Annotated in this window: 11 protein-coding genes; 4 read left to right on the plus strand and 7 right to left on the minus strand. The window is 65.9% G+C overall.

Annotated features, from left to right (window positions below; translation table 11 throughout):
• Positions 1-1,005: FAD-binding oxidoreductase (locus AC1D00_RS08890; protein WP_477010400.1), on the minus strand; the 1,005-nt coding region annotated here is incomplete at its 3' end.
• A gap of 27 nt (positions 1,006-1,032) precedes the next feature.
• Positions 1,033-1,956: a dihydrodipicolinate synthase family protein gene (locus tag AC1D00_RS08895; RefSeq protein WP_477010401.1), complete on the minus strand. Its 924-nt coding sequence runs from the start codon at positions 1,954-1,956 to the stop codon at positions 1,033-1,035.
• 125 nt (positions 1,957-2,081) lie between these two features.
• On the opposite strand from AC1D00_RS08895, the gene AC1D00_RS08900 reads away from it, so the two are divergent.
• A complete protein-coding gene (locus tag AC1D00_RS08900; RefSeq protein WP_477010402.1) occupies positions 2,082-2,915 on the plus strand; it encodes an IclR family transcriptional regulator in 834 nt (277 codons plus the stop codon).
• 9 nt (positions 2,916-2,924) lie between these two features.
• On the opposite strand, the gene rnz is transcribed toward AC1D00_RS08900, so the two are convergent.
• The 4 genes from rnz to AC1D00_RS08920 form a co-directional block, all read right to left on the minus strand.
• On the minus strand, positions 2,925-3,830 hold the full coding sequence (gene rnz, locus AC1D00_RS08905; protein ID WP_404555487.1) for a ribonuclease Z: 906 nt from the start codon (positions 3,828-3,830) through the stop codon (positions 2,925-2,927).
• A 67-nt stretch (positions 3,831-3,897) separates the two neighbouring features.
• Positions 3,898-4,881, minus strand: coding sequence for an antibiotic biosynthesis monooxygenase (locus AC1D00_RS08910; RefSeq protein ID WP_477010403.1), 984 nt, complete (start codon positions 4,879-4,881; stop codon positions 3,898-3,900).
• A 14-nt stretch (positions 4,882-4,895) separates the two neighbouring features.
• Positions 4,896-6,293 (minus strand): guanine deaminase, encoded by a 1,398-nt coding sequence (gene guaD, locus AC1D00_RS08915; RefSeq protein ID WP_404555483.1) that lies wholly within the window; start codon positions 6,291-6,293, stop codon positions 4,896-4,898.
• A 15-nt stretch (positions 6,294-6,308) separates the two neighbouring features.
• Complete coding sequence (locus AC1D00_RS08920) at positions 6,309-7,526, minus strand: multidrug effflux MFS transporter (protein WP_477010404.1); 1,218 nt, start codon at positions 7,524-7,526, stop codon at positions 6,309-6,311.
• A gap of 546 nt (positions 7,527-8,072) precedes the next feature.
• On the opposite strand from AC1D00_RS08920, the gene AC1D00_RS08925 reads away from it, so the two are divergent.
• The gene (locus tag AC1D00_RS08925; RefSeq protein WP_477010405.1) at positions 8,073-9,605 is read left to right on the plus strand and encodes an amidase; all 1,533 of its coding nucleotides are present in this window, start codon (positions 8,073-8,075) and stop codon (positions 9,603-9,605) included.
• Position 9,606: 1 nt separating this feature from the next.
• On the opposite strand, the gene AC1D00_RS08930 is transcribed toward AC1D00_RS08925, so the two are convergent.
• Entirely contained in the window at positions 9,607-10,212 is a 606-nt protein-coding gene (locus AC1D00_RS08930) for a TetR/AcrR family transcriptional regulator (RefSeq protein WP_477010406.1), read from the minus strand.
• A 201-nt stretch (positions 10,213-10,413) separates the two neighbouring features.
• Between AC1D00_RS08930 and AC1D00_RS08935 the strand changes: the two genes are divergently transcribed.
• The gene (locus AC1D00_RS08935) at positions 10,414-11,658 is read left to right on the plus strand and encodes an efflux RND transporter periplasmic adaptor subunit (protein WP_477010407.1); all 1,245 of its coding nucleotides are present in this window, start codon (positions 10,414-10,416) and stop codon (positions 11,656-11,658) included.
• Between the two features lie 185 nt (positions 11,659-11,843).
• Positions 11,844-12,153 (plus strand): efflux RND transporter permease subunit (locus tag AC1D00_RS08940; protein WP_477010408.1); only part of this gene is annotated, 310 nt, incomplete at its 3' end.

Below are 12,153 nucleotides of genomic sequence, written 5' to 3' on the forward strand. Positions count from 1 at the left end.
GTGGCGGACCGCCCAGATCGCCTTCGCCTGCGCCAGGCTGGAGGCCAATATGGCGTCGTCAGCCAGCCGCGCCTCCATCGCGTCCGCCAGCACCGCGGCCAGCGGCTCGTTCAGGTCCACGCCCGCGAGCGTGTCGGTCAGCTCGACGATCAGATACCACGGCGTCGTCAGCTCGAAGGGGATCGTGACATCAGGCACGGTCTTCGCGATCGCCTCGATCTGCGACCGCGACATGATCTCGAGGCTGCCGAGCCGGTCGCCGACAGCACCGCGCAGGCGCTGCATGATCTCGAGCGCCTGCTCCACACCCTGCAACTTCAACAACGCCAAAGCCGAGCTGCGCGGCGGCGCGAACAGTTTCAGCACCGACGCGGTGACGATGCCGAGCGTTCCCTCGGCGCCGATGAAGAGCTGCTTGAGTGCGTAACCCGTGTTGTCCTTGCGTAGCGCGCGCAAGCCGTTGAGGACGCGCCCGTCGGGCAGCACGACCTCCAGGCCGAGCACGAGATCGCGCATCGGCCCGTAGCGCAGCACGGCGGTGCCGCCGGCATTGGTCGAGATGTTGCCGCCGATCTGGCAGGAGCCCTCGGCACCGAGGCTCAAGGGAAAATAGCGATCGACGTCTCGGGCCGCGTTCTGCACGTCGGCGAGGATGCAGCCGGCCTCCACGGTGATCGTGTTGGCGAGCGGGCTGACGTCGCGCACGGCCCGCATGCGGTCGAGCCGGATCACGACATTGCCCGCGCGATCGTCCGGCGTCGCCGCGCCGCACATGCCGGTGTTGCCGCCCTGCGGCACGATGGCGAGCTGCCTTGCCGCGCAGAATTTGACGACGGAGGCGACCTCGGCGGTCGAGCCGGGCTTCACCACCGCGACGGCGCGGCCGTGATAGCGCCCGCGCCAGTCCACCACATAGGGCTCCAGGTCGGGCCCGGACGCGATGACGTGCTTGTCGCCGACGATATCAGCGAGCCCGGCCAATGCATCCTGGAAAGAATCGGACATCGGATCGCCTCGCCGCCCGCGCCAAGTCTAGACGGTGGCGGCGGCGAATGCAGCAGCATCCGCGAGCAGCTCTTTCACCTGAGCCGGCGGCAGCGATTCCAGCGGCGGTCGCAGCCGTTGCCATCCGGAATGACCGGTACGCTCGGCCACCAGCGCCTTCAGCGATGCCATCTGCGGGAACCGCGAGACCAGCTCGCGCGCCTTCACGATGCGCGCCTGCGCCGCCTTGAGCGCCGCATCGTCGTCGCTGTCGCGAGAGTGCTTGTAGACATAGGCAAGACTGCGCGCGACGAGATTGGAAGTGGCTGTGATGCAGCCCGCGCCGCCCTTGCGCAGCAACGGCAGCATCAACGGGTCCGCGCCGCCCAGGACCGCGAACCCGGGGAAGCGCTCCACCATTGCGGTCATGTTGGCGAAATCGCCGGACGAATCCTTGATGCCGGTGAAGACGGCCGGATAGGTCTTGCGCAGCCGTTCGATCAGCGCATGCGAGATCGGCTGCGCCGACATCAGCGGATAGTGGTAGAGCACGACTTTCAGGCGCGCATCACCGATGCGCTGCACCACTTCGCTGTAGGAGGCATAGATGCCGTCATCGCTGACGTTCTTGTAGTAGAACGGCGGCAGCATCACCACGGTGTCGACGCCGACCGAAAGCGCGTGACGCGTCAGCGCGATGGTCTCGGTGAGCGCGGCAACGCCGGTGCCGGGCAGAAGCCGCTGCGGCGCGATGCCGGCGGCCACCACGGCTTCAAGCAGCGCGGTGCGCTCCGCAACGGAAAAGGAATTGGCCTCGCCGGTCGTGCCGAGCAGCGCGATGCCGTCGCAGCCCTCATCCAGAAGGTAGCGGCAATGCTCCACGAAGCGCGCATGATCGGGGGTGAGCTCGGCGTCGAGCGGCGTCAGCGCGGCGCAGAACACGCCATGAGGGTGCAGCGATGATGTCGACAAAACTTCCTCCGGTCGCCAAATCGATATTGTTCGGAATGCGAACATTTGTTATTTACTGATGCTGTCAGTAAAATCAGCGCGCCCCTGCGTCAAGGGTGATGCTGTCATGACGGGGGCATTCGAGCATGGCCAAGGTCCAAAAGAGGGTCGCTAAGCGCAAACCTGAAGCTAGCCCAAAGAATCCCAAGAATTATGTCGCTTCCGTCGGCAAGGCGTTTGCCGTGCTCAGGAGTTTCACCAGCGAGGCCTTCGAGCTCACCTTGAGTGAAGTTGCCGCACGCGCCGATCTCGATCGCGGGACCGCGTTCCGGCTGATCCAGACCCTGATCGAGCTCGGCTATCTCCAGCCGGTTCCGCGGAGCCGTCGGTTCCGCCTGGGTCTTGCCTGTCTCGACCTCGGCTACACCGTGCTGTCGCACGGATCGCTGCGAGCCATCGTCGAGCCGCTGCTGCGCGCCCTCGTGCCTGAGGTGGGCGATGCGGCCTCGCTCGGCATCCTCGACGGCGGCGACGTGATCTATCTCGCGCGCGTCGGCGCCGGCCTCGACCGTCACAAGATGGATCGGCGGCCGGGGTCGCGCATTCCTGCCTACAGCGCCGCGCTCGGCCATGTCATGCTGGCGCATCTGGCGCGGGACGAGCAGATCGAGCGACTGGAAGCGCGCCCTCGCGTCAAGCTGTCGGAGCGAACGCTGACCGATCTCGATGCCCTGCTCGCCCGGCTCGATCTGGTGAAGAAGAAAGGCCATGCCGTCTCCGACGGCGAGAACGCCTATGGCTTGCGTACGCTGGCGACGCCGATCTTCGACGCCCAGGGTGTYGTGATCGGGGGATTGAGCGTCACCATCGACGCGATGCGCATGGACATGCCGGCCTTTCGCGACCAGGCGCTGCCGCGGCTGATGCAGGTGACGCGCCAGGTGCAGGACATCGCGATCAAGTCGGGATTGTCGGGCTGAGGGCTGCGACTAGACGACGATGTGATCGAAGTCGGCGGCGATCCGGCTGTTCGGGAAGATCCTTGCCGCCTCGGCCAAGATCTCCTCGTCCTCGTAACGTCCCGACATATGGGTCAGCACGAGCTGCCCGACATTGTTCGCGGCCGCAAAGGCCGCCGCTTCTGCTGCGGTGAGGTGGCCATAGTCCCGCGCGGTCGGCGCGTCGCGGTCGAGGAACGTCGCCTCGATCACCAGCATGTCGGCGTCAGCGACGTATTGCGACAGCCCCTCGGTGGTCTCGGTGTCACCGATCACAACGAGCTTCCGGCCGCCGCTCGGCGGCCCCAGGACGTCCTCCGGATCAATGGTCCGGCCGCCTTCGATCACGACCGGTCGGCCTTGAGCCAATTCGCCGCGCAAGGGACCGTCCGGAACACCGAGCGACGCGAGGCGATCGGGCTGAAGGTGGCGACGTGCTGGGCTCTGGAAGGAGAAGCCAAAGCTGTCGGTGTCGCGATGGCGGACCGGAAAGCAGTCGATGGTAAAGTCGCCGGCATCGATGACCTGGCCTTCGGTCAGGGCTGCGAACTCCACGGGGATCGGCGCCCTGCCCGGGCCCCACAGACCCGCCAGCAGCCGCATGACGATGTCGAGCGTGCCAGGGCCGCCATGAATGGTCATCACGTCCGAGGTCTGCCGCAAGCCCAGCGTCGAGAAGAGACCGGGGATGCCGAGCACGTGATCGAGATGAGCGTGCGTCAGCAGGATGCGATCGAGCCGCCGGAAGCCGGCGCCGCTGCGCAGCAACTGGCGCTGCGTGCCCTCGCCGCAATCAATCAGGATGCGCTTGCCCGCGGCCTCCACCAGGAGGGCGGGATGGTTGCGTTCCGCCGAGGGAACGCTGGCCGAGGTCCCGAGAAAAGTCAGGGCGAACATGCGCGTCAGTGTCCAGAGACCGCCGCTCTTCCCGACAGCACCGGAGCGGCCCGCACGGTGGACGGCCTTACCGTCCCCAATGCCACGCGAGCAGCAGCGCGTACAGGCCCATCGACRCGGCGTAGAGCGCGGCAAGCAGTGCGTATCCCGCGATCTGGCGGCCGAGCGCCGCCTTCGGCGTCACCCACCAGTCGAGCGCCCTGAAGGCGGCCGGCACCAGCCACCAGCCGAGCAGCTGGGTGCTCACGAGATTGCCGACGAACAGCGACAGCCAGACCGGCACACCATGGCTGTCGATCAGCGGCCGGCTGATGAAATAGCCCCAGAGGTAGACCACGGGATAGAGCACCAGCAGCACGATGAGGTTGCTCTTCCAGATCAGCGCGGGGCCCTGCTCCGGCGCCGGCGTCTTGCCGGCCGGGAACCAGAAATTGAAGCCGTAGCTCGCCCGCTTCACGTTCATGCCGGCGTTGAAGCGCGCGCCCTCCTTGAGCAGGGTCTGCCGCAACGGCGAGTCGAGCCAGGCATTGAGGTTGGCGTCGCTGTCGAACGACAGGATGACGATCCACTCATCGTGCAGGCCCGGAATGGGCCGCTCGATCTTGTGCCGCAAAAATCCTTTGAACTCGGCTTCCGCGGCCTGGATGCGCTGCTGCCATTTGAGGAATGCATCCTCGAGCCCGTCAGGTACCTTGAAGGAGATGACCGCGGAGACCGCGCTGTCGCGCTGCACGCCGGTGTCCGGCAGAATATGGACATCCTCCGAACCGACGAAGAAGCGTTGTATCTCCGCAATCAGCTTCGCCCGCACCTCGCTCTGAAGCCAGGCGCGCGCCGCGGCCGGGCTGGCGAAGCGGAGGATCGTCACCCAGTCCACATGCGCCGGCGGTTGCGGCGGTACCACCTCCTGGCCGAGGAAGCCCGGCCACGCCTTGAGCACCTCGCCGACCTCGCCGTTCCACCGCGCGAACGCGGCAAAGCCGTCGTCGGCGATGCGGCGCTGGATGACGAGGGCGACCGGTTGGCCAGCCGTATCCGGATATGCGCTCATCGCGACCGCCCGCTTCAGCTCTTCTTGTAGAGACGCTTGCCCATCACCCAGGTCTCGTCGACGCAGCGATCATCGCCGACCATCATGACGGCGAACAGCATGTTCGCGGCGTCGTCGACCCTGCGCGGGCCGGCACCGTCAGCGACCAGCGACTGGTGCCAGGGTTGAGCGACCGGGCCGCCGTTCGGATCGAGCGCGACGAAATCGGCTTCCTTGCCGGGCTCGAAATTGCCGAGCTTGTCGTCGATGTAGAGGCCTTCGGCGCCGCCGAGCGTGACCGACCAGAAGCCACGATAGGGCGAGAGCTTGTTGCGCTCGGCTTCCGCGAGGTCCTTGCGCGCCGGATCGATGCTGCCGTCGAGCATCGTGTTGTTGCACATGCCGACCTTGTAGGCGTCGTCGAGCACGGAGATCATCGAGAAGCGGTTGCCGCCGCCGACGTCGGTGCCGAACGACATCTTCACGCGATGCTCCGGATCGGTGGCGCGGCCGAGGCGGAACAGGCCGCTGCCGAGGAACAGGTTCGAGCACGGGCAGAACACCACCGCCGCGCCCTTCTTGGACATGCGGCGGAATTCGTTGTTCGAGAGATAGACGCCGTGGCCACCGGAGAATTTCGGACCGACCAGATCGAACTTCTCGTAGACGCCGAGATAATCCTGGCAGTCCGGGTGCTCGACCAGCACGCCGCTGCATTCGGCCGGGTTCTCGGAGATGTGGGTATTGACCCAGCAGTCCGGATGCTCGTGCTTGAGGCGCTGACACGCCTTGAGCAGCTCCGGCGAGGCGCCGAAGGCGAAGCGCGGCGTGATGGCGTAGAGGTTGCGCCCCTTGTTGTGGTACTGCGCGATGAGACGCTTGCTGTCGCGATAGAAGTTTTCGGGCGTGTCGATGAATTCGGCCGGCGCGTTGCGGTCGATCCCGGTGAGGCCCGCGATCACGCGCATGTTGCGGCGAGCCGCTTCCTCGAACAGCTCTTCGGTCGAGACCGGCGAGGAGCTGGTGAAGGCCTGGCAGGTGGTGGTGCCGGCGGCGAGCAGTGCATCGAGGAAACGCTTCACGCCTTCGCGCGCGTAGTTGCGGTCCTTGTACTTGATCTCCTCGGGATAGATCGACTTCTGCAGCCACGGCAGCAGCTGTTCGCCATAGGCCCCGAGCACGCGGGTCTGCGGCAGATGGATGTGGCCGTCGATGAAGCCCGGAACGATGATGCGGTCCTTGATGTGGGTGATCTCAACGCCGGGATGAGCGGCGGCGATCTTGTCATAGGAGCCGAACGCCTTGATGACGCCGTCGGTGACGACCATGAGGCCGTCCTGGTGAAAGCGCGCGGCGGCCTGCTCGTTGCCGATGTGCTTCCAGGGATCGTCGACGAAGTCGAAGAACGTGCCGCGAATACCGACGGTGGTCATGAACTGGTTCCTTCCTTAAGTCTGTGTGGCGTGGCGCGCAGCGGGCAGCGAGATTGCGAGCAGCGTGCCCGCAACAGTGCAGAGGCCGAGATAGAGCCAGCCGATCGGCGCCTGCGTTGCTTCTGGCAGCACCGCCGCGATCGCCATGGCACCGCTCACCGCGAGGTAGCAGAGCGCGCTGATGAGGCCGCCGATCAGGCCGTGATCACGCTCGAACAGGCCGAGCGCCATGCCGTACATCATCGGGCACAGGACGCCGCAGCCGCCGAGCACCAGCGCGCCGCCAATCGTGATCGACGCGAAATCGAGACCGATGGTCATGCCGGTCGCGGTCAGGACCGCGGAGCCTGCGAGAAACAGCGCGAAGGCGCCGAAGCCCAGCGCGCGCGCCGGCATGACGCGCGCGAAATGCGCGCAACCGAGCTCGCCGGCGAGATTGACGCCGCCAAGGCCGAGCGCGACGAGGCCGTAGATGGCCGCCGAATAACCGAGGCCGGTCTGGTAGAAGAACGGCGCGACGACGCCGAACGCCAGCTGCGCGCTGGCGGCAGCGGCAAAGACCAGCACGAAGGCCAGGAAGCCCGGACGGACCAGCGCCTCGCGGAGGATGCCGGCGGTGCGGCGCGGATCGAACGGCGCGCGGCGATCCGCCGGCAAGGTTTCGGGCAGCAGCAGCACGACGATCGCGGCGACGATCGCCGCGGCAATGGCGATGATGACGAACACTCCGCGCCACGACGTCAGCTCGACGATGAAGCCGCCGGCCGCCGGCGCAAGCACGGGCGCGAGCCCCCAAGCCGCGCCAAGCAGGCCGGAGATTGCGGTGAGCTCGCGACCGCGAAAGCAATCGGCCGCGACCGCGTAGGCGACGACGAGACAGGTGCAGCCGCCGACGCCTTGCAGGAAGCGCAGCGCGAGCAGCAGCGAGGCGCTGGTGGCGAGCGCACAGGCAATGCTCATCGCGATGAGCACCGATAGCCCTGCGAGCAGGACGTAGCGGCGACCCAGCGTATCGGAGGCGATGCCGACTGGCACGAGTGCCAGACTCATGCCGAGCATGTAGGCGGTGACGGTGTTCTGCATCGACGCCGGATCGGCGGAAAGATCCACCACCATCTGCGGCAGGCCGGGCGTGTAGGCATCGAGTGGAATCTGGCTGAACGGCACGACGCACAACAGGATCGGCACGATCCCACCCTTCGCGCGACCGGCGTCAGATGCAAGTGCAGTCATGGGTAACGCCCCCTCGATGCCCGCGGCTCCTGTCTTTTCGTGCGCGCAATGCGATGCGGCGATGCAGGCTGCGGATATTGACGCGCGGAGCGTGCCAGAACTGTGTGTAAAAATTCTTAGGAGTTCCGGTTGAATGCGGACTCTGGCGGGTTGTTCTGTCTCTGTTGGAACGCTCAGACAAAAAACGCGAAAACAACCCCATGCACAGTACAAATCATTGAAGAATTTCGCCCCGCGCGGCGCGAGCCTCGCCAGCGCAGACGTTTGACACGTCGGGCAAGACAGTCGCAGGATTGCATGATCGCCGCTTGGGAACTCGCCGTCGAGCCGACGCCATTAACCGTTCGGAAGGCATCGCTGTTTTCGGACGGTGCTGTCCTCCCAATTGGCAAGCAGGTCTGGTGACCGCTGCGCGGCCTCCTCACGCGAATTGCAGCTTCGTAGCCTGGATGGAGCGCAGCGTAATCCGGGTCCTGCATCCGCATTGGGATATGTCCCGGATTGCGCTACGCTCCATCCGGGCTACGAAGTATCAGCAGTCACACAATGGAGATCGTGATGCAGCGCGGGCTGGCCTCGGATGCCGCTGACTTGGAAGTTGACTTGGACTACGGCTCGATCAGCGCGCTTCTGGGTGCCCTGCACGCACGCAAGGTGTCTGCGTCGGGACTGCTCGAGCATACGATCGCGCGCATCGAGGCGCTGGACGGGCGGATCAATGCCGTCATCGTTCGCGATTTTGATCGCGCAAGAGACGCCGCGCGCGCGGCCGACGCGGCGCTTGGCCGCGGCGAGCGTCAGCCGCTGCTCGGCATTCCCGTGACCCTCAAGGAACCGTTCAACCTCGCCGGCCTGCCGACGACATGGGGCTTTCCGCATTTCAGGGATTTCCAACCGGCGGAGGATGCCCTCGTCGTCTCGCGGTTGAAGGCGGCGGGCGCCGTCATCATCGGCAAGACCAATATCCCGATCGGGCTGCGGGATTTCCAGAGCTACAACGACATCCACGGCACGACGAACAACCCGTGGGAGCTCGGCCGGTCACCCGGCGGCTCCTCGGGCGGATCGGGGGCGGCGCTGGCCGCGGGCTTCGGTCCACTCTCGATCGGCTCGGATATCGGCGGATCGATCCGGGTCCCTTCGCATTTCTGCGGTGTGTTCGGACACAAGCCGAGCCTCGGGCTGGTCCCGCTGCGCGGATACAGTCTGCCGCCGGCGCTACCCGTCCCTGGTCAGGGCGATCTGGCTGTCGTTGGACCGATGGCGCGCACGGCCTCGGATCTCGCCCTGGCGCTCGACGTGATTGCCGGCCCCGACGAGACGCGGGACGGGATCGGCTATCGCCTTGCACTGCCGGCGCCGCGACATGACCAGCTCATGAATTTCAGGATCCTCGTGATCGATACGCATCCGTTGATGCCGACGGGTGACGCCGTGCGTTCAGCCATTGGACGATTGGCAGACCGGCTCGACAAATCGGAGGCGCGGGTCGCGCGCTCGAGCACGCTGCTACCTGATCTCGCCGAATCCGCGCGGCTGTACATGAAGCTGTTGAACGCCGCGCGAAGTCCGCGCCTGACCCAGGCCGCCCTCGCGGAGGCGCAAGAAGTTGCCGCGACACTCTCGCCCGACGACCGCAGCCTGCAGGCCGAGCGCGCCCGCGGCTGGGGCATGATCCATCGTGAGTGGCTGGCGACCGACGCGGCCCGCCTGCAACTGCAACAGAAGTGGCAGCAGCTCTTCCGCGAGTTCGATGCGGTGATCTACCCGGCCGCCGCCGTGCCGGCGTTTCCACATGACCAGTCCGAGCCGTTCGACGCACGGCAGCTCGACATCGATGGCAAGCTCTACAACTACTCCGATGCGTGCTTCATCTGGGCTGATCCCGCATCGACCTGCGGCTTGCCGGCAACCGCCGTTCCGATCGAGCGCACGCCTTCGGGCCTGCCGATCGGCGTGCAGATCATCGGGCCTTATCTCGAGGATCGGACAACGATCGCGCTGGCCGGGCTGATCGAACGCGAGTTCGGTGGTTTTGTCCCGCCGCCGTCGCTGCCGGCAACGTCATCCGCGAAATGAATCAGGTTCTCTCGGCCGACTGCGCCTCGACCGCCTGTACCGCGACGTTCGCCACTTGCCGCAGCGCTTCGCGATCCGCTCCCGAAGACGCCATCACGCCCATGCCGACGGACACCGCCGAGACGTAGCGCGCGAGCGCTGCGGGATCAGAACTCGGCTTGAGATCACCTTCCGCCTTGGCGTGAACAAAACGGTCGCGGAGCTGGTCTTCGTTCTGGGCGCGGCGGGCGGCGAGTTCGAAGGGGACGTTCTCGGAGCCGCTGCCGCAGGCGATGCCGCCCTGCACGAGCAGGCATCCGGGCGGATTGGCGGGATCGGTCTGCTTCTCGGCGATACCCATCAGCATCCGCTCGGCGACGTCGCGGGCGGTCGGCGCGGCTACCACCTCGTCCATCCAGGCGCCCCGCAATTTGGTGTAGCGGTCGAGCGCGGCCTTCAGCAGGCCTTCCTTGTTGCCGAAACAGGCATAAAGGCTCGGCGGGTTGATGCCCATCGCCTCGGTGAGCTGGGCAATCGTGGCGCCCTCATAGCCATGGCGCCAAAACACTTCCATCGCCTGATCCAACGCCACATCGGCGTCGAACTCGCGGGGGCGTCCCATGCCCATGTGCCTGTCTCCTCGGAATTCACGTTCTGCCTGAGGCTTAACGCCTGATCCTATCTATTTGTTCTGGCTTTATTTTCTCTTCCGCCTTCCAATTCTTGCGGTAAGCGGCTACAATTTTCTTAGCGAACGGTACATAAGTATCTTGCGCTGCGGTATCCAGCTCCACATCTGTAGTGAACACTACATATCTGGAGCGCGCAAATGCCCCCCTCCCAAAACACCTCTCGCCCTGGCCGTATCCGCCGCCTTCTCGGCGGCGTCGCTATCGTGGGCGCCCTCGCCGTGGCCGGTTCGATCGCGACGGGCCATTACTTCCGTGCCGCACAGGCAACCGCAACGGCGGCCGCGGCCGAGCAGGCCGTCCCCGTTACGGTCGCGCTGATCGAACCGCGGCCGACCGTGCTGTGGGACGATTTCTCCGGCCGGCTCGAGGCCATCCAGCGTGTCGAGCTTCGTCCGCGCGTGGCCGGTGCGATCCTGTCGACCAATTTCACCGAAGGCGCGCTGGTGAAAGCGGGCGACGTCTTGTTCAAGATCGATCCGGCGCCCTACGCGGCCGAGGTGGACAAGGCCAACGCCCAGCTCGAGGCGGCGAAGGCGCGCGTGGTGTTCACCCAGAGCGAGCTCGAGCGCGGTGCGCAGCTCGTCGGCAACGCGGTCGTCACCCGGCGTGACTACGACCAGCGCGACAACGCCAATCGCGAGGCCATCGCCAACGTCAAGGCGGCCGAAGCGACGCTTCAGACCGCAAGGCTCAATCTCGATTATACCGAGGTGCGCGCGCCCGTGGACGGCCGCGTCGGCAAGATCGAGGTCACCGTCGGCAATCTCGTCGCCGCCGGCACCGCGTCCCCGGTGCTGACCTCGCTGGTTTCCGTCAATCCGATCTACGCGTCCTTCGATGCGGATGAAGAGGTCGTGCTGCACGCGCTGAACTCGATCGCGGACGCCTCCGGCAAGCGCGGCAATCTCGACCAGATCCCGGTGGAGATGGCGACCTCAGGCGGCCTTTCGGCGAAAGGCCACATCCAGCTCATCGACAACCAAGTCAACGGCCAGAGCGGCACCATCCGTGTCCGCGCGGTGTTCAGGAACGAGGACGGGCGTCTGATCCCCGGTCAGTTCGCCCGCGTGCGCATGGGCCAGCCGAAGCAGCAGACGCTGGTGATGATCGACGAGCGCGCGATCGGCACCGACCAGGACAAGAAGTTCGTGATGGCGGTCGGCGACGACAGCCGCGCGGTCTACCGTCCGGTCACGCTTGGCGGCGCCGTCGACGGCTTGCGCATCGTCACCGCGGGCCTGAAGCCGGGCGACCGCATCGTCGTCAACGGCCTCCAGCGCGTGCGTCCCGGCGCCCTCCTCAAGACGGAGGTGGCGGCGATGGGCGCGCGCGGGCCGCAGCAGGCATCCAACCACAGCAACCAGGACGTCGTGCAACGCTGACATCCTCTGTCATTCCGGGGCGCGCGTAGCGCGAACTACGGTGCGCAATTGCGCACCTGAGAATCTCGAAGTTACTGAACTCCGACCACTTCACCTCTAGATTCCGGGTTCGCGGGCTTCGCCCGCGCCTCGGAATGACGGAGGGGCGGGCGGAGAACCGCAGGATATTGCCCAGGGGCAAAGCCATGAATCTCTCAAAGTTCTTCATTGATCGTCCGATTTTCGCCGGCGTGCTGTCGGTCCTGATCTTCCTTGCCGGCCTGATCTCGCTGTTCGCGATGCCGATCTCGGAATATCCGGACGTGGTGCCGCCCTCCGTCCTCGTGCGCGCGACCTATCCCGGCGCCAATCCGAAGGTGATCGCGGAGACGGTGGCGACCCCGATCGAGGAACAGATCAACGGCGTCGAAGGCATGCTCTATATGTCGAGCCAGGCCACCACCGACGGCGCCATGACGCTTACGGTGACGTTCCGCCTCGGCACCGATCCCGACA

Source organism: Bradyrhizobium sp. P2_E8 (assembly GCF_056403875.1).

Bases quoted from the DNA above. Each gene is read 5' to 3' on its own strand.
- rnz (WP_404555487.1), bottom strand. From the start codon at position 3,830: ATGTTCGCCCTGACTTTTCTCGGGACCTCGGCCAGCGTTCCCTCGGCG.
- guaD (WP_404555483.1), bottom strand. From the start codon at position 6,293: ATGACCACCGTCGGTATTCGCGGCACGTTCTTCGACTTCGTCGACGAT.
- AC1D00_RS08920 (WP_477010404.1), bottom strand. From the start codon at position 7,526: ATGACTGCACTTGCATCTGACGCCGGTCGCGCGAAGGGTGGGATCGTG.
- AC1D00_RS08925 (WP_477010405.1), top strand. From the start codon at position 8,073: ATGGAGATCGTGATGCAGCGCGGGCTGGCCTCGGATGCCGCTGACTTG.
- AC1D00_RS08930 (WP_477010406.1), bottom strand. From the start codon at position 10,212: ATGGGCATGGGACGCCCCCGCGAGTTCGACGCCGATGTGGCGTTGGAT.
- AC1D00_RS08935 (WP_477010407.1), top strand. From the start codon at position 10,414: ATGCCCCCCTCCCAAAACACCTCTCGCCCTGGCCGTATCCGCCGCCTT.